Source organism: Prochlorococcus marinus str. SB (genome assembly GCF_000760115.1).
Lineage (GTDB): Bacteria > Cyanobacteriota > Cyanobacteriia > PCC-6307 > Cyanobiaceae > Prochlorococcus_A > Prochlorococcus_A marinus_D.
In genome coordinates this window covers 1080304-1098345 of record NZ_JNAS01000002.1, presented here as the reverse complement: position 1 = coordinate 1098345, position 18042 = coordinate 1080304, and the positions used below count along the sequence as shown (strand labels likewise).

At 28.8% G+C, this 18042-nt stretch carries 15 protein-coding genes and 1 tRNA gene; 6 read left to right on the top strand and 10 right to left on the bottom strand.

The genetic code is table 11. The annotated features are described in order from the left end of the window. Window positions 1-135: 135 nt before the first annotated feature. Complete coding sequence (locus EV02_RS00685) at window positions 136-762, bottom strand: hypothetical protein (RefSeq protein WP_032520305.1); 627 nt, start codon at window positions 760-762, stop codon at window positions 136-138. A gap of 239 nt (window positions 763-1001) precedes the next feature. Between EV02_RS00685 and EV02_RS00690 the strand changes: the two genes are divergently transcribed. Further along, window positions 1002-1075 (top strand) — tRNA-Arg (locus EV02_RS00690). Between the two features lie 13 nt (window positions 1076-1088). Next, complete coding sequence (locus tag EV02_RS09255) at window positions 1089-2396, top strand: O-antigen ligase family protein (RefSeq protein ID WP_080724867.1); 1308 nt, start codon at window positions 1089-1091, stop codon at window positions 2394-2396. An 8-nt stretch (window positions 2397-2404) separates the two neighbouring features. Here the strand turns inward: EV02_RS09255 and EV02_RS00700 are convergent, their stop codons facing one another. The 5 genes from EV02_RS00700 to EV02_RS00715 all read right to left on the bottom strand — a co-directional run bounded on the left by EV02_RS00700 (window position 2405) and on the right by EV02_RS00715 (window position 8194). Next, window positions 2405-3535, bottom strand: a complete 1131-nt coding sequence (locus EV02_RS00700; protein ID WP_032520304.1) for a phosphonoacetaldehyde reductase — start codon at window positions 3533-3535, stop codon at window positions 2405-2407. Further along, window positions 3536-4681 (bottom strand): phosphonopyruvate decarboxylase, encoded by a 1146-nt coding sequence (aepY, locus tag EV02_RS00705; protein ID WP_032520303.1) that lies wholly within the window; start codon window positions 4679-4681, stop codon window positions 3536-3538. It abuts the gene before it with no gap. Beyond that, on the bottom strand, window positions 4674-5984 hold the full coding sequence (gene aepX, locus EV02_RS00710; protein ID WP_032520302.1) for a phosphoenolpyruvate mutase: 1311 nt from the start codon (window positions 5982-5984) through the stop codon (window positions 4674-4676). Before aepX ends, aepY begins: the two co-directional genes overlap by 8 nt. Window positions 5985-6099: 115 nt before the next feature. Next, complete coding sequence (locus EV02_RS0108950) at window positions 6100-7020, bottom strand: LicD family protein (protein WP_193742650.1); 921 nt, start codon at window positions 7018-7020, stop codon at window positions 6100-6102. 277 nt (window positions 7021-7297) lie between these two features. Further along, window positions 7298-8194, bottom strand: coding sequence for a CDP-alcohol phosphatidyltransferase family protein (locus EV02_RS00715; protein ID WP_152556890.1), 897 nt, complete (start codon window positions 8192-8194; stop codon window positions 7298-7300). 182 nt (window positions 8195-8376) lie between these two features. Between EV02_RS00715 and EV02_RS00720 the strand changes: the two genes are divergently transcribed. Beyond that, window positions 8377-9207: a hypothetical protein gene (locus EV02_RS00720; RefSeq protein WP_032520299.1), complete on the top strand. Its 831-nt coding sequence runs from the start codon at window positions 8377-8379 to the stop codon at window positions 9205-9207. 218 nt (window positions 9208-9425) lie between these two features. Continuing rightward, on the top strand, window positions 9426-10865 hold the full coding sequence (locus tag EV02_RS00725) for a nucleotide sugar dehydrogenase (RefSeq protein WP_032520297.1): 1440 nt from the start codon (window positions 9426-9428) through the stop codon (window positions 10863-10865). Between the two features lie 16 nt (window positions 10866-10881). Here EV02_RS00725 and EV02_RS00730 read toward each other — a convergent pair whose 3' ends face one another. The 4 genes from EV02_RS00730 to galE all read right to left on the bottom strand — a co-directional run bounded on the left by EV02_RS00730 (window position 10882) and on the right by galE (window position 15682). Next, entirely contained in the window at window positions 10882-12339 is a 1458-nt protein-coding gene (locus EV02_RS00730; RefSeq protein WP_342665567.1) for a mannose-1-phosphate guanylyltransferase/mannose-6-phosphate isomerase, read from the bottom strand. Further along, window positions 12336-13454, bottom strand: coding sequence for a GDP-mannose 4,6-dehydratase (gene gmd, locus EV02_RS00735; protein ID WP_032520295.1), 1119 nt, complete (start codon window positions 13452-13454; stop codon window positions 12336-12338). Before gmd ends, EV02_RS00730 begins: the two co-directional genes overlap by 4 nt. Window positions 13455-13511: 57 nt before the next feature. Continuing rightward, on the bottom strand, window positions 13512-14531 hold the full coding sequence (locus tag EV02_RS0108945; protein WP_032520294.1) for an NAD-dependent epimerase/dehydratase family protein: 1020 nt from the start codon (window positions 14529-14531) through the stop codon (window positions 13512-13514). A gap of 95 nt (window positions 14532-14626) precedes the next feature. Then, complete coding sequence (galE, locus tag EV02_RS00740; RefSeq protein ID WP_032520293.1) at window positions 14627-15682, bottom strand: UDP-glucose 4-epimerase GalE; 1056 nt, start codon at window positions 15680-15682, stop codon at window positions 14627-14629. A gap of 401 nt (window positions 15683-16083) precedes the next feature. Here galE and EV02_RS00745 point away from each other — a divergent pair, with 401 nt between their 5' ends. Beyond that, window positions 16084-17100, top strand: a complete 1017-nt coding sequence (locus EV02_RS00745) for a GDP-L-fucose synthase family protein (RefSeq protein WP_032520292.1) — start codon at window positions 16084-16086, stop codon at window positions 17098-17100. Between the two features lie 110 nt (window positions 17101-17210). Next, entirely contained in the window at window positions 17211-18023 is an 813-nt protein-coding gene (locus EV02_RS00750; RefSeq protein ID WP_032520291.1) for a glycosyltransferase, read from the top strand. The last annotated feature ends 19 nt before the right edge of the window (window positions 18024-18042 follow it).

The window sequence follows — 18042 nt, the reverse complement described above, 5'->3', positions numbered from 1 at the left end:
ATAAAAGTAAAATTAACTTTTTAAAAAATGAGACAATTAAATTACCAATAAGTTTTATCATTGGTACCAATTTTATTTGCGGATCTTTAATAGGTACTTTTCTTAAAATTAATATAAATAAGAGAAATTTATAAATTAAAGAGCTATTAATTTCTCAGCACTTACAATTCTTGATATCCCTCTTGAAATAAGGATAGGAGATACAATTCTAAATACATCTGTATTAGGCACTTTAATAACCTTTTGTTCCTTACTACAAGCTCGTTTAGCTGATTTTGAATCAAAATGTATTTCTATTGCTTTTCTTTTTAAGTCTTCTTCTGGGAGGAATTCCCAATCAGGATAATCTTTTAATAATTTTATTTCTAATTCAATATTTTTACTAACGATCATATAGACAACATTAGGGAATTCAATTTCTTGAATTGGGACAGATGAAAGTTCCTTTCTTGAGAAATTCTCTATTTCATAATCTATAGGAGGTAATTCAACAAAATTGAATTCTTGCTTTTCAGAATTTAAAGATAACGTTTTATCTTGGTCGAATTTAATATCATTGTTGGAGTTTATTGAATTCCTTTTAGATATTCTCGAACCAATAATTTCTTGATACTTTTCATCACCTAGTTCTTTTTTTAAATTCCTAGTGATGGTTGCATTTGTACATTCAAATTTCTTAGATAATTGCTCAACACTTAATTTTTCATGAATGAACAAATTTGAGATTTCTTTTTTAATTTGGACTGAAAGACGTCTTGCCAATAATCTAATTAATGTACATTTTTTATTGTAGAAAAAAAAATTGTTAATCTCAATTAAAAAATTAAGTCTTAAAAATATTGATAAGAAATAACAACAAAAAAATAGCTTTATGAATAAATAAATCAGGTAAAATTGTAGAGAAAGTTTTTAAATTTATTGGTTAGGTGCACAGTACTGATATAAAATAGAAAAGTTATTGTTACAGTCTAGTTTTGGGCTAAAACCAAATGACAATTCTAGCTTCCTTAGCTCAGCTGGATAGAGCAACTGCCTTCTAAGCAGTGGGCCGCAGGTTCGAATCCTGCAGGAAGCGTTTAGAAAGTTTTATGAATAATAATAAATTGCAATTAAAAAAAGTTGGTAATTTTTGCTTCTCAGCCGGTCTATTTTTATTGCCAAGTGCACTTTTTTTTAGCTCAATTTTGCTTCTTATTTCTTCTTTTATAGGTTGTTTTATTTGTGAAAAAAATTATTTTAAATGCAATTGGAACAAATCATTTTTTATATGTGGTCTACTGATTATCTTTAGTAGCTTTACACATTCCTTAAACTTAAATCCTAGTTTCAAAGATTTATTAGATCCAAAACTTTCATTTATTGGGACTTTCAATTGGCTTCCATTTTTTTGGTTGTTTTGGAGTTTGCAGCCTTACTTAAATTCAGAACAAAAAAGAAAAAAATCAGCAATTATATTAATTGCAGCTACTTTTCCTGTGATTTTCAGCGGTTTTGGTCAATATTTTTTTGACTGGACAGGACCATTCGAGACATTAAATGGTTTAATAGTGTGGTATCAGCGTCCAATTACTAAGCATGGATTAACAGGTCTTTTCAATAACCAGAATTATGCTGGAGCTTGGTTAAGTTTAATTTGGCCATTTTGCATAGCAATCGTTATCGAAAAATCAAAATCCTTTTTGAGTAAGTTTTTCTCCATATCTTTTTTAATTACAGTTGGGATTGCGACATTATTAACCAACTCAAGGAATGCATGGGCATGTATATTGATTTCTATCCCTTTAGTTGTTGGAACAAGTAGCCTTTCATGGCTTTTACCTTTAGCTCTATTTGTGGGATTAATATTAGTAATAACCGTTTACCAAACTTTTTCTGGTAATGTTCAAGATATACTCAGGGAAATAATTCCAACTAAAATTTGGTTGGAATTTGCAAGTCAAGGGATTGGAAATCTTAAAGTTACAAGATTTGAAATCCTTTTAAGTGCTTTTGATATAAGTCTAATAAATCCAATATTTGGTATAGGTGCAGGAGCTTTTCCAATTATTTATGAATTACAACAAAACTTATGGAAAGGACACCCGCACAATATAATTCTTGAGTTGGCAATAAGTTATGGATATCCTGTCGCCCTATTATTTATTTCTACTATCGTTGCGTTATTGATTATGTCATACAAAAAAGTTTTTGATAAAAAAAACCAATCTAGTGAATTTAATAATTTTGAAAAAGCTTGGTGGACATCATTTTTTACTTTTTGTTTTACACAATTATTTGACATTCAATATTTTGATGCGAGATTAAGTATCGCCTCTTGGATATTATTATGTGGCCTTAAATTAATATTAGATGAAAATACTAAAAAGAAAACAAATCATGTTGAATGGGAAAACTGAATAAAAATTTATAGGTTAAAAACATCGCATATATCTTTCTTTGAAAATAAAACTGGATTATTTTTAAGTCTTTCTAGATTTACATTTTTTGCAATTTCCTGCCTTTTCTCTCTTGTAGATATTCCAAGTTTTTCCATACTAGGTTCTAGACCAAGTGCACAAACAAACTTTTTTAGATTATTAGCAATATCATTTTGACTTATGCCTAACAAATCAATTATTTCACTTATCGAAGTTTGTAAATCATCATAATTAACAATTTTTTCTTTCTCGAGAGACAAAGCATTTTTGTGAATTTCAAAAATTTTAGGTAAAGTCAACCATACAGCTTGACCATGAGGTATAAAGTATTTACTGGTAAATGCATAAGAGAATGCATGAGGAGAGGTAGTTTTAGAAATATTTATAGCTCTACCTGCCATATTAGATGCTTCGAAAAAATCCTGAAATTCATTGTTTTTTGCTTTACCAGAAACAATCTTAGGCAATTCTTTAAATAAAATTGGTATTGCTTTTCGCGAAAAAAATTTGCTTTCTTTTGTACTACCGCAAGCCCAATGGCTTTCAATTGCTTGAGCCAAAGCATCTAACCCATTGAATGCCTTTTGGCTAGGAGAATTACTTAAACAAAGTGTTCCATCTAGTATTACTGTTTTTGGAATCAAGAAATCAGCAGCGACTGAATATTTAATTTTATCAAGATAAACTACAGCGAATTTTGTTGATTCGCTTCCAGTCCCTGCAGTTGTTGGTATAGATATATGGTTTATCTGTGAAAATTTTGGTTTTTCAATCCCATTAATAATTTTTTTAAAATCCTGATCATAAGCAAAAAATGCCAAAATTAACTTTGCAATATCAATCACACTTCCACCACCAATAGAAATAATGGTGTCTATATTGTTAGTCCTAGCTATTTTAGTTCCTTTGATAGCATCCTCAATTTTTGGATTTATTTCAAAATCATTGAATTTAAAAACATTAAACTTATCAAATATGGGTTTTAGAGCTTCTGCAGAACCTGATTTAAAATAAGATTTTTTTCCAGTTACTACTAAAATATTTTTAGCATGCTCATCTTCTAAGATTTTCATCAATTTGGAAATCGAGCCTAAACCTGAAATTACATGCTGAGACATTTATAGATCTTGTTTTAGTGTTTTCATTAAAGAAATTTTATTTTGATTTGGGGTTGTAGTTGGCCTGCCAATATTAGATCTATGACCGGGACGAACTAAAATTTCGATAAAAGAAGAAGTCTTTCTTGATTGGGCTTCTCTAATAATTTTCTTAAGATTCTTCTTATCAGATACAGTTTCTGAAAACTTATATCCAATAGATTTAGCAATATTACTTAATCTAAATTTGCTAGCAACTGTTGGCTGCCCTCCAACCGATTCATGACAACCATTATTAAAAACAAGATGTATCAGATTAGATAAATTTTTAGTTCCAGTAATAGCCATTGATCCCATATGCATTAATGATGCCCCATCTCCATCAAAACAATAAACAGGTCTATGGGGTTGATTAATTGCGATCCCAGTAGCAATTTGAGAAGCATGACCCATTCCACCTACACATAAGAAATCCTTGCCATGGCCTAATTGATTATTAGCCCTAAATTCAAAAAGCTCTCTTGAAAGCATTCCAGTTGTACATACAATAACTGAATTTGTTTCGCACTCTTTAGTAGCAATTTCTACTGCTTCTTCTCTCTCTAATTCATAATTAGAGTTAATAGATTCATTATTCTTCTTTTTATAAGTCTCGAAAGTGCCTTTTCTAACTAAAATACATACGGGTTTTTTATTATCAAAAGAATCTTCAATTTGATTTTTTATCAATTCTAAAATTTGATTTTGACTTAAATTTTTGTCAATAATTGAATATGGAATACCCATCACATCCAACAAATCAGGAGTAATCCTTCCTTGATGTATATGCTGAGGCTCATCTTTAACACCTGGTTCGCCTCTCCACCCAATTACTAAGAGCATAGGAATTGAGTATACCTCTTCACTTGCTAAAGATAATAAGGGATTAACAGTATTACCAAGACCAGAATTTTGCAAATAAATTAAAGGTATTTCGCCGGTAGATAAATGATGTCCTATCCCAAGTCCAACTGCTGCTCCTTCGTTTGCTGCGATTATATGACGCGATTCTGGGAATTCGTCATCCACATAAGCACAAAAATCCTTTAATAAGGAATCAGGTACTCCAGAAAAAAAACTAATATTATTTTGTAAAAGAAAATCTACTAGGACCTTTGGGCTAAGCATTTTTTGTACCTGGAATAATTTCTAGAATATCTTTAATAGACATACAAAATTCTCTTGCTTCAAAAGCCCTTTTATTTTCTAAAATTGATTTTGCGGTTTTATACATTGCAGGATATGCTGCCCTCAGCATATGATTTGCATAAATTACTATATTAACCCCAGCATCTTCAAATTCTTTTTCAGTTATTTTATCAAATGATGAAGGAACTACTATAAGAGGTCTACCAGCTCCAAATTCTCTATAGTGACTGCAAAATTCAAGAATTTCTTTGCCATCTGATTTTCTTGAGTGAATCATTATTCCATCAGAGCCAGCCTCTAAATATGCTCTACATCTTGTTAAGGCATCATTCATACCTTGTTCCAAAATCAAACTTTCACAACGTGAAATTATCATAAAATCATCACTCACTTGTGCATTCTTACCAACTCTTATTTTATTGCAGAAATCTTCTATAGAATCTTGTTGTTGTGCTACATCTGTACCAAATAATGAATTCTTTTTTAATCCAATTTTATCTTCAATAACTACAGCGGAAACTCCTAATCTCTCCAAGTTTTTAACTGTATAAGAAAAGTGTTCTGGTTTACCTCCAGTATCGCTATCGTAGATCATAGGTTTAGTTGTGACGTTAAATATCTGATCTACTGAATTGGCTCTACTACTTGGGTCAACAGCTTCAATATCTGGCATCCCCTTAGCTGTAGAGTCTGTAAGACTACTAGACCATACTCCATCAAAACTATGTTTTCCTTTTTCATCTTCTATTTCAATATCCTCTGCTATTAAACTGGAAAGTCCATTATGAGTTTCGATTATCCGAATTAATGGTTTAGCGTTTAATAATCTACGAAGTTGAGACCTTCTTCTATCTGGAGTCGTTCCAAGATCTTTATGAGCATTAATTAGTTGAGTAGAAGAAATGCCAGGGGTATAAGCTACCTCTATAAGTTCACCATCCCAATTTGACAATGTTTCAAGAACTTGTTGCCTTACTTTTTTTTGAACACCTTCTTTCCAATCATCTCCATGTACAACTATGTCAGGTCTAATTTTTTCTAAATTTGGTCTATAATCGAGTGTTTCTTGTGGCACAACCTTATAAACCTGCTTCATATTTTCTATTACATCTTTTCTTTGTTCATATGTAAGGAAAGGAAGCCTTTTGTAGGAGGCAATAGCCTTATCAGTTAGTAAACCTACTATTACTCTCCCATGTTTAGAAGCTTGCTTTAATATATTGATATGACCCGGATGCATAATATCGGCACTTATACCAACATATACTATTTTTTCAGACATAAATTTGATCAGTACCCAATTAATTAAAGAATATATTACATATTTAGCTTTAAATGAAATTGTTTAGTACAGTAATCAAATTGATTTAATTTAATCCTAAAGTAAACAACTTAAACTAAATCAATAATTTTTCTATTTTTGTTAATTCTTCTTGATTATATTTGCCACAATATAGTTTTCTTCTTAACAAATATTCAAGCCCTAAAAAGTTATTTGTCCCGGTTAAAGAAATCATATCTCGATGAAAGTTATAATTTAATTTTTCTTTACGCCAATTACCATAAGTTTCTTTTAAATAAAGATTTGCATTTTTAGGTCCTTTCACTTTTAATCCATAAACCTCATATTCGTTTAATTCAAAAGGAGTATTTTTCCACAAAATACTAGATGTTCCATGATAAATTTTATTTCCCTCTAAAAAGTGCCAAAAAATATCTAGAGTAATACCATTTTTATGAATAATTCTGGCAAATGTTGGTTTATTTAAAAAGTTGTTAGCACTTAAAAAGTATTTTTGATATTCAATCTTAGAGATTTCAAAAAGGGGGCTTTTTCTCAAAACTTCTTTAATTTGTGCAAGAGATACATCCTCACTCATTAAGCCAATATCTATATCTAGATCATGCCTTAGAAAAGACTTTTCTCTAATAAAACCTAAAAAAGTGCCTGCCAATACAAACCACTTAATCTTATTTAATTCAAACAAACATGCCAGATCTAAAAGCACTTTTTTTGCCTTCAATGAATCAATGCCAATGTTTTTCTTAGATAATTTATTGTGGGGCTTTAATATTTTTTTAGCTGGCATTTTTTCTAAGTAATTTTTTACTTTTAAATATTGTGAAGTAAATTTTTTAGAGAGCTTTGATATGGATATATTATCTTTATTTTCTATTAAAAAATCGCATTCATAAGCTAATATTTTTAATAAATCAATTTCATAAAAAATATCTTTTTTAGAATTTTTAAGTCTTTTTAAAACATTCTTTATCTTGTTTAATTCATTTAAATTTAGCCCGCTACAAAAATCAAACATAATATCTGTTTTTAGTGAGATCGGTAAATAACTCTTCTTTAAGCACCAAATTAGTCTTCTTGATTCACTTTTCAGATCATTATTGATTAAAACTCTTATAAAAAAAAGATTCCCTAATCTAAAATCAAAAAATATAATTATACAAATAATAAAAAATAATAAACCTATGAAAAATCGACTAAATTTGCTGTAGGGCCTATTGAGTAACCAATGGAATAAACCTAATTTTTTAAAATAATTTTTCATTTATATATTCTAAATTCGGGAATTTATTTTATTAATTACTGTCATAAATAAATTGAGTTTTAGAAATGGTCTTTAAATATCTCTTCAATATAATATTTCTAAACAGAACAAGATAAAGGCCTAAGATCTCTTTAGAAATAACTAATAAAACCAAAATTAACCATAAAAATATCAAAATAATTGGAGGTATATTAATGAATTCCAGAAATACAAGAATAGTAATATAAAAAAGGTAGGTGACATGTCGAAAAAATTGTTTGCCAAATTTAAATAAACTTGATTTGATAATTTTCTTTATTTTTTTCTTTTTGTTAGGGATGAAAAACTCATCTTCAACAAATTCAATTTCATCAATTTCATTTTGAGAACTCTTATTTTTTTGATATTTTTCAAGATCATATTGTTTAAATTCTTTCTTTGTCATTAATTGCTGAACAATAGTTGTTATGAGTCTATTAACAGGATTAAAAGTACAGAGACTGGAAAAAAATGAAACAACTAAAAGTGGGAAACTTAAATTCATTGCAAATTCAGAATAGTGCAAAGTTACCGCCATAAAAATAGAAGGCATGGTTATTGCATGAGCAAACTTATCAAGAAATAGACCTTCTAAACTATCCATCTGCTTTGCTCTTGCAATCTCGCCATCTACGCAATCAAGTAAATAAGCAAAATGTAAAACTAAAACGCCAATCAGCATAGCTTCTTTAGATAAATTTACTGAGATAAATAGACAACTTAATAACCCTATGATTATTTGCAATATGGTTACGAAATTAGGAGTTATTTTTGTTCTATAAAGAAACCAACTTAATCTAAGTGAAAAAGGTCTATAGAACCTACTTAAATATGGATCAATTAATAATTTTTCTGGAGGGAAAACTAAAGATTTAAATTGAGAAAAATTTTTAATATTTCTAATTCCCATTTCCTTAAAAGTACTTTCATTAATATATATTACCAAACTTGTTTTCTAGTAAAAACTATCCTAGATGTATATATTTTTTGAATTCATGATTTGATATAGTGGAAATAAGATTTTTCAAAAAGCTATACAATCACGAAATATTTATTTTTAAAACTAAATCAATTTAAATAAGGTTTATTATAGTGAACAATTTTATTAAGAATATAAATGCATTAATAAATTTTTACTGCAAAAAGGAATCATTACCTTTCTTTATACCAGTACTAATAGGAGTACTTTACAAGCTTAATACAATTATCCTTTTTATCGTCCCTATTCAGGCAATTCAGTCTGTATCAAAGGGTAGGTTATCAAAACAAATGCAAGAAGTATTTAAAACTTTTCATTTGCCAGTTGTAAATGGGGATGGTGTATTTTTTGCATTTTCTTTAATAATTTTATTATCTGTAATTTCGCTTCTCATATTAGATAAACTCAAAATCAAATACACAATAAAAATTAAATCAATTCATTTTCCCCAAAAAGAATCTGATAAAAACCTGTTAAATAATAAAGAATTTTCTAATAAATTAAATGCAAATAAAAAAATTGATAATTTTATAAAAAACTCTGAAAATATATTTTTTTGTTTAATACTTAGCATATTTATATTTATATATGATTTTCAAATAGCTCTAATAATCCTTTTCGGGTGTTTACTTTATATAAAATTCATAAACACTTTAAATTCCAAGATTGTATATGGAGAAAAAATTAACAAAAAAAATAATCTATCGGAGCATTCAATTCTTAAGAATCAATCAGCAAATTCAAATTTTAAAAAGACAAAAATTAATTATAATTTAGTAAAGCCGATAGCAAGTTCAATAATTATGTTCTCAATAATGGCTTTAATTTATCTAAGATCAAATTCATCAATCTCAATAATATTTATCTTTCTAGTAAGAATATTTCAAAATAATATGCTGAATAGCATTAAAAGTATTAGCCAAAGTAAAAAAATAACTCTTTAAGAAAAAATTAATGCTGAGAGTAATTTTTTATAAAAATATAGTTATAAATTTTACTATTTTTATAAACTCAAAAATACGTAACTTGATATGAATCTTATATTATAAATTCAAGAAGTATTATAAATACTTAATTGTTATTTATCTGGAGTAAGAATCTTTTTTATTTATTTACATTTAACTTTATTTAGTTGATGAAGTTTGTAGTTTAAAATTAATAAATGAATATTCCTATTAAAAACATTTGTTGCATTGGCGCTGGTTACGTTGGAGGACCAACTATGACTATGATGGCAAGCAAATGTCCCGATTTAATTTTTCATGTTGTTGATATCAATAAAAAAAGGATAGAATCTTGGAATAATAAAGATCTATCAAAATTACCAATTTTCGAACCTGGTTTAGAAGAATTAATTGCAAAGACAAGAAATAAAAACTTATTTTTTTCAACAAATATTAAAGAAGCTATTGAATCATCTGAAATTATTTTCATATCTGTAAATACTCCCACTAAAAACAAAGGACTTGGAGCAGGTAAGTTAAGTGATTTAAAGTATGTTGAGGCCTGTGCTAGAGAAGTTGCTAGATACTCTAAAGGATATACAATAGTCGTTGAAAAAAGTACCTTACCTGTAAGAACTGCTGAGGTAATAAAAAATATATTGAATTCATCAGAATCAAATTCTAAAAGAGAGGAAATAAGTTTTGACGTATTATCTAATCCAGAGTTTTTGGCAGAAGGAACCGCAATAAAAGATCTAGATAGTCCTGATAGAGTTTTAATAGGGGGGGATAATAAAAAGGCAATGATTGCATTAAGTGACATATATAAAGCATGGGTTCCAGAAGAAAAAATTCTTTTCACCAATATATGGAGTAGTGAGCTTGCTAAATTAACTTCGAATGCCTTTTTAGCTCAGCGTATTAGTTCTATAAATTCCATAAGTGCTATTTGTGAAGTCACTGGAGCAGATGTAAGAGAAGTTTCAAGAGCAATTGGTAAAGACACTAGAATTGGTTCGAAATTTTTAGATTCAGGACCAGGGTTTGGCGGGAGCTGCTTTAAAAAAGACATATTAAATCTTGTATATTTAGCTGAATATTTTGATCTCCATGATGTCGCTTCATTTTGGGAAGGAGTAGTAAATATTAATAATTGGCATCAAAGACGAATTGCAGAAATTGTGATAAGAAAACTTTTTGGAACAATTACAGGGAAAAAAATTATAGTTCTAGGATTTGCTTTTAAAGCTAATACAAATGATACAAGAGAATCTGCAGCTATAAGAATTTGCCAGGATTTAATTGAGGAAGGTGCAGACCTGATAATTCATGACCCTAAAGTAAGTCCTGATCAAATTGAAAAAGACTTAAAAATTAAGCAAATTTCGGAAACAAATACTAATCCAGACAGTCTCCTCAAAAGTCAAATTGGCCAATGGAAATTTAGTAAAAATATCGACATTTTTGATGATGCTCATGCAATTTTAGTTTTAACAGAATGGGAAGAATACAAACATATAGAATGGCAAAAAGCATCAAAAAAAATGGTCAAACCATCTTGGGTTTTTGATTCAAGATCAATTGTCAATGCAGAAGAGGTTATTAAATCAGGTTTAAAATTGTGGAGATTAGGAGATGGTAGTAAAACAAAGAAATGAGAAATTACTAATAAAATTATCTCCCATATTTGTCTTCGAATCTTTTAATATCATCTTCTCCAAGATAATTACCGCTCTGAACCTCTATTAATGTCAAAGGAAATTTTGTTGGATTAGATAATCTATGTTTTACTCCTAAAGGTATATATACACTTTCATTAGGTCCAATAACTTTTTCAAAACCCCCTATTTCTGTCTTAGCTGTACCACTTACAACGACCCAATGTTCAGATCTATGAAAATGCATTTGAAGAGATAATGATGCTCCTGGATTAACCTCAATCTTCTTTATTTGCCAAGTATTGCCTTGTTCTATAGATAAAAAAGAGCCCCAAGGTCTATAAACTAGTTTATGATTCTCAGCCTCATTAAGTCTGTTTTTTTTCATTATTGATAGCGCATTTTTAAGAGCTTCAGAAGAATCCTTCTTAGCTACTAAAACAGCATCTTTTGTTTCTATAACAATCAAATTTTCTAAACCAATGCTTACAATTAATTTTTCTTCACTTCTTATTAAAGAATCTTTAGTATCTTGAATCAATACTCTACCCTTCTTACAATTTCCATCCTGATCTTTTTTAGAAATTTTCCAGAGAGATTCCCAAGTGCCAATATCTTCCCAGCCGCAATCTAGGGGCATTACAAATGCTTTTTTTGTTTTCTCAAATACTGCGATATCTATTGAGATATTTTCACAATTAAAAAATGAATTTTTATCTAGTCTTAAAAAATCTAAATCTCTAGTACTATTTTTAAGACATTTTTCACAATCTTTCAATATATCTGGATGAAAATCACTTACTTCATTTAAGATGGAGGATGCTTTGAATAAAAACATACCACTATTCCAGGAGTATTTTTTATCTTTAATCAATTTTGAGGCAGTTGAAAAATCGGGTTTCTCTATAAAACGATCAACTCTACTTGTAAGATTTTTATTAGAATTATTATTCTCTGCAGATTTAATGTATCCGTAACCAGTCGCTGGATATTTTGGGGTTACTCCAAAAATAACTAGATCACCATTTATAGCGATCTCAATACTATTTTTAATAGCATTATGAAACTTGTTAATTTCTTTAATCTGATGATCTGCTGAGAGAATTAAAAGAATAGGATCTATATTTTTGTCACTAAATATTTCTAATGCTTTTAATGCAGCAATTGTAATAGCTGGGGCAGTATTTCTACCCTCAGGTTCCAAGATAATCTCAGATGGAACAACACTTATTTTTTTCATTTGTTCCCCAACTATAAATCTATGCTCTTCATTACATATGATGATTGGCTTACTCATACCATCAAGATTCTCAATTCTTTTATAAGTTTTTTGCAACATCGTATATTCTTCATCATTTAATAAATTTAAAAATTGTTTAGGGAAACTTCTTCTAGATAAAGGCCAAAGTCTTGTACCAGATCCACCTGCAAGAATAATTGGAACGATAATATTGGTACTTTTTTTGCTCATCATTCTTTAGCAGAATGTATTGAAAAACCTTTACTTTTTAGCAAATATTCTTTTTTTGCTTCTTTAGAATCTTCTTTAATCATTTCAGAGATTAATTCATTTAAAGAAGTCTTAGGTTCCCAACCTAATTTTTTTCTAGCTTTTGATGCATCTCCTAATAACTGCTCAACTTCGGTTGGTCTAAAATATCTGGGATCAATTCTGACAACTACATCATCAGTGTCTGCTCTTATTCCTACTTCATCTAAACCACTATTTTTCCAAATGATCCCTTTTTCTCCGTTTTCTTTATTCCAACCTAGCTCCAACGCACACATCTCTATAAATTCACGAACACTTTTCATTTGCCCAGACGCTATGACAAAATCTTCTGGTTTTTCTTGCTGAAGCATAAGCCATTGAATATATACATAATCTTTTGCATGTCCCCAATCCCTTTTTGCATCAAGATTACCCATATAAATACATTTTTCTAATCCATAGTTTACTCTCGATAGTCCTCTCGTAATTTTTCTTGTTACGAAAGTTTCTCCTCTTCTAGGACTTTCGTGGTTAAAAAGGATTCCATTACATGCAAAAATATCATATGCTTCTCTGTAGTTAACTATTATCCAATATGCATATAATTTTGCTACCGCATATGGACTTCTAGGATAGAAAGGAGTTGTTTCTTTTTGTGGGACTTCTTGTACGAGCCCATACAATTCACTTGTACTAGCTTGGTATATTTTTGTTTTTTTTGTTAAATTTAGATTTTTTACAGCCTCAAGGATCCTAAGAATTCCTAATGCATCACAATTTGCTGTGTATTCTGGAGTCTCAAAACTCACTGCAACGTGACTTTGAGCTCCCAAGTTATAAATTTCATCGGGCTGAATTTTTTGTATTAATTTGATTATATTTGAACTATCAATCAAATCCCCATAATGTAGAAAAAACCTTGCATCTTTTTCATGAGGGTCTTGGTATAAATAGTCAATCCTAGAAGTATTAAAAGAACTTGAGCGTCTTTTTAGACCATGCACAATATAACCTTTATCTAATAGCATTTCAGCTAAATAACTTCCATCTTGTCCTGTAATGCCTGTTATAAGGGCTACTTTTTCATTTATAGTCATTTATTCTGTTATCATCCTTAAATTTTATATTAAAACTGGTTATTATCAATTTTAAAATTACTTATAAAAACTTTTATACCACTTAACAAATTTCTTTACCCCAATATCTAATGGTGTTTCTTGGATATCTCCCAACCAATTAATTATTTTAGAATTATCCGCTGAAGTATCCTTTACATCCCCTTGCTGCATTTCTGCAAACTCTTTAATTGCCTTTTTATTTAACTCTTTTTCGAGAGATAAAATAAAGTCCATTAGATTAATAGATTTTTGATTACCTATGTTAAAAACTCTATAAGGACTCCAACTTGTAGAAGGTTTTGGATCGTCCTTTTTAAAATCTTTATTAATTGAGGCAGGTTTCTCAATTAATTTTTCTAATGCTTTAATTACATCATCAATATAAGTAAAGCTTCTAGACATCTCACCAAAATTGAATATTTTTATTGGTTTTTCATTAATAATCGCATCAGCAAATATCATCGGAGCCATATCTGGTCTGCCCCATGGGCCATATACTGTAAAAAATCGCAACCCCGTAGTTGGAATATTGTAAAGATGGCTATAAGTATGAGCAATAAGTTCATTTGTTTTTTTTGTAGCTCCGTAAATACTTACTGGATGATCTACTCTATCTTCTTCGGAAAAAGGGATTTTAGTATTTCCTCCATAAACAGAGCTACTACTTCCATATAAAAAATTTTTCACTTCCAATTCCTTACAACACTCCATAAGATTAGTAAAACCAACAATATTCGAATTTATATATTCGCAGGGGTTTATAAGTGAATAACGGACCCCTGCTTGTGCAGCAAGATTAATTACAATTTCTGGTTTATGTTGATTAAATATAGACGTCAGATTAGTCTTATTAATTAAATCAGCTTTAATAAATTCCCAATTACTTGAATTTGGAATTAATTCTTTTAATATCTCTAACCTTTTATATTTCAAATTAACATCATAATAATCATTTATATTATCGATTCCTATAACTCTATAGCCTTTTTTTAATAAATTTTGGCAAGCATGAAATCCAATAAAGCCAGCTGCGCCCGTAATAATAATTTTTTTCATATTGAAAAAACTTAACTTTTTAATCTTACTAATAATTAGTTAAATAAATTGCTGTATTTAATTAAATATTTCTTCAAGAAAATGCATAATTTTTTTTATTCAGAATAACCATTAGGATTTTGCAATTGCCATTTCCATCCATCTCTACAAATATCCTCAATATTTCTTTTTGGCTTCCAATCTAAAATTGATTTAGCTAAAGAATTATCTGCCACAACAAATGCATTATCCCCTTGTCTCCTTTCATGAAAACTAAAGGGGACTTTCACTTTATTAGTATTCTCAAAAATCTTTATAAATTCTAAAACACTCGTCCCTTTGCCAGTTCCAAGATTAATAGTCAACATTTGAGGTTTTTGATTAGAAAGATATTCCAGTGCACAAAGGTGACCCTCTGCAAGATCAATAACATGTATATAATCTCTTATGCCTGTTCCATCATGAGTCGGCCAGTCTGAGCCAAAGATTTTAATTTCAGGTAATTTACCTATAGCTACTCGCGTTATTTGAGGATATATATTATTTGGTTTGCCCGTGGGGTCTTCCCCTATTAGTCCAGATTCATGCGCTCCAACAGGATTAAAGTACCTTAAAGAAGCAATCCTCCATTGATCATTATTTTTATTTAGATCACTTAAAATCCTTTCAATAGTTAATTTTGTAAATCCATATGGATTAACTGGTTCGCAAAAATCACCCTCCGTAAGTAATTTATCTGATTTCGCCTTATAAACAGTCGCACTACTACTAAAAACAATAGTTCTGCAATCATATTTCTCCATTACTTTTAAAAGATTTATTGTTCCAATAACATTATTTTCCCAATAACTAAGAGGGTCCATAACTGAATCAAAAACTGATTTCAAACCTGCAAAATGAATAACACCTTCAACTTTTTTAAATTGTTTAAGGCAATTTTTAAAAATTTTTTCAATGTCACTTATATTTTTTAAGTCCCCCTTTATCAAGTGTAGTTTATCTTTTAAATCATTATTAAATCTCAATAAAATCATTAAAACTTTCTCTAATGATTTTGCAGAAGAATTACAAAATGAATCTATTACAAAAATTTCATATCCTCTTTCTAAAAGTAAAAGGCATGTATGTGATCCTATAAAACCAGCCCCACCAGTCACAATTATCGTACTCATTTTTTATCAATTAACTTTTATGTATACAGGATTTGGTTGCGAAATTTTTCAAAATTTTAAATTATTAAAATTTAAAAGTCAACAAAGTTCTACTTGAAAAACTCTACTTTGGTAAGTTTTTTTTCGGTTTTTATTAATTCCAAAAGAATGTTTGAAAGTGCGAATTATTTATTTATAGATAACAAAGTTTAATACTATAAAATTAATAACAGAGACAAATTTAGTCTACTTACCAATATTCTTGCAATTTAGAAAATCCATCTTAAAAGAATTTAGAGTGTTCTTAAACTTTGTTTAAATACTTTTAATAATTTGAATATATGATTTATTATCAAATAAATTCAGATTTATTTTATTATTTGATGTTTTTTTAAATTTCCCCCTTTCTTGAAGTAAATAATATGACAAAAGAATTAAACATAAATGAAAGAATATTTGTTGCTGGGAGCGGAGGTATGGCGGGGAGTGCCATTTGTAGAGCTTTATATAAATATAATTATGGCAAAACTAATAAAGGTAAAATTCTTTCACCTACAAGAGAAGAACTTGATCTATTCGATTTAAATGCTATTAAAGCTTGGTTCAAACTACATAAACCTACTGTTTTAATAATAGCGGCAGCAAAAGTAGGAGGAATAATTGCGAATTCAAATTTTCCAGCTACTTTCTTACTAGAAAATTTAAAAATCCAATTAAATTTATTCGAGGCATGCAGAGAATTTAAAATTAAAAAAGTTTTATTTTTAGGTAGTAGCTGCATATATCCCAAATTTGCTCAACAACCTATTAAGGAAGAATATTTATTAAGTGGATTCCTCGAGCCATCAAATCAATGGTACGCGCTAGCAAAAATTGCAGGCATAAAATCTTGCGAAGCCCTAAGATTAGAACATAATATTGATGCTATTTCCTTGATGCCTACAAATCTTTATGGCCCAGGAGACAATTATCATAATTCCAATAGTCATGTTTTAGCAGCATTTATAAGAAGGTTTTATGAGGCAAGAATTAATAAAAAAAAAGAAGTCATATGTTGGGGAACTGGCTCACCTCTAAGAGAATTTCTTCATGTAGATGACTTGGGAGAAGCTGTTGTTTTCGCTTTAAATAATTGGGATCCAGATTCCCTTAATAGTCCAAGAGATAAAAATGGTGAGAAACTATTTTTCCTAAATATTGGAACTGGTAAAGAAATATCAATAAAAGATTTAGCTTATTTAATAAAAAATGAGCTGAATTATACTGGCCGAATTATATGGGATCACTCTAAACCCGATGGTACTCCAAGAAAATTACTTAATATTGATAGAATTAAAAGCCTTGGTTGGTATCCAAAAATTAAGCTTGATGAGGGGATAAGGCAAACAATTAAGGATTTTATTGATAAATATGATTCAAATGAACTTAGGTTAAATTAATTAATTTCATTCTTATTAATAATTTACTTTTAAAGTTTCAAGAAAAAATAAACCTTATCTAAGGTAAAGGGTTAACTATAATATCAAAAGAATTTATTAATTCTTTTAAAGTGTCTAATTCAAATAAATACAAATCTCGTCCTAAGTTAACCATAATTACCATATGCAAAAACTCTGAAAAAACAATTAGTGATGCAGTAAAATCTGTATTAGATATTTTAAACATAGCAGAAGGAATAGAATATATTATTCAGGATGGCAAATCAAGAGACGACACTAATCAAATAATAAAAGAACTAACCAAGGATAATAATAAAGTCAAAATTTATAGAGAGACAGATAAAGGTATATATGATGCTATGAATAAAGCTTTAGATAAAGCAAAAGGTGAGTTTATATTATTCTTGAATTCTGATGATATTTTATTAAATAATTTCTTAAAGAAATCATATGTGGATATTTTTAAAAGTGATTTTGATTGTTTAATAGCACCCGTTATGTTTTTTAAAAGGCCCTCAAAAAGAATTTTGCGTTATTGGTTAGTAAAGGAAGGAAATTTAAATTTTATTTCTTCGCTAATTTATTCTCCTTATCCTCCTCATCCTGGATTTATTTGCAAAAGAAAAATCCTTTCAAAATATAAATTCAATTTAAAATATAATATAGCTTCTGATTATTTGCAGATGAACTCTATCCTTAAAGATAGTTCTGTAAAAAGAAAATATTTAGAAAGACCAATTGTAGCGATGGCTATGAATGGAGAATCTAATAGAATTAGATCTATAATCAAGTCTAAAAAAGAAATTAATCAAATTAATAAAAAAATCAAATTTAGTGAAAATATAGCTTTAAGATACATTAGAAATTTAATTCAACATATTATTCCGCTAATAAAGCAAAAAAAACTTATGGATTTTTATTAAAAAGAATGTCTTTATTTTT

Excerpts from the sequence above, each read along its gene's own strand:
- EV02_RS09255 (WP_080724867.1), top strand. The coding sequence starts at position 1,089 with ATGAATAATAATAAATTGCAATTAAAAAAAGTTGGTAATTTTTGCTTC.
- EV02_RS00700 (WP_032520304.1), bottom strand. The coding sequence starts at position 3,535 with ATGTCTCAGCATGTAATTTCAGGTTTAGGCTCGATTTCCAAATTGATG.
- aepY (WP_032520303.1), bottom strand. The coding sequence starts at position 4,681 with ATGCTTAGCCCAAAGGTCCTAGTAGATTTTCTTTTACAAAATAATATT.
- aepX (WP_032520302.1), bottom strand. The coding sequence starts at position 5,984 with ATGTCTGAAAAAATAGTATATGTTGGTATAAGTGCCGATATTATGCAT.
- EV02_RS0108950 (WP_193742650.1), bottom strand. The coding sequence starts at position 7,020 with ATGTTTGATTTTTGTAGCGGGCTAAATTTAAATGAATTAAACAAGATA.
- EV02_RS00715 (WP_152556890.1), bottom strand. The coding sequence starts at position 8,194 with ATGGGAATTAGAAATATTAAAAATTTTTCTCAATTTAAATCTTTAGTT.
- EV02_RS00725 (WP_032520297.1), top strand. The coding sequence starts at position 9,426 with ATGAATATTCCTATTAAAAACATTTGTTGCATTGGCGCTGGTTACGTT.
- EV02_RS00730 (WP_342665567.1), bottom strand. The coding sequence starts at position 12,339 with ATGATGAGCAAAAAAAGTACCAATATTATCGTTCCAATTATTCTTGCA.
- gmd (WP_032520295.1), bottom strand. The coding sequence starts at position 13,454 with ATGACTATAAATGAAAAAGTAGCCCTTATAACAGGCATTACAGGACAA.
- EV02_RS0108945 (WP_032520294.1), bottom strand. The coding sequence starts at position 14,531 with ATGAAAAAAATTATTATTACGGGCGCAGCTGGCTTTATTGGATTTCAT.
- galE (WP_032520293.1), bottom strand. The coding sequence starts at position 15,682 with ATGAGTACGATAATTGTGACTGGTGGGGCTGGTTTTATAGGATCACAT.
- EV02_RS00745 (WP_032520292.1), top strand. The coding sequence starts at position 16,084 with ATGACAAAAGAATTAAACATAAATGAAAGAATATTTGTTGCTGGGAGC.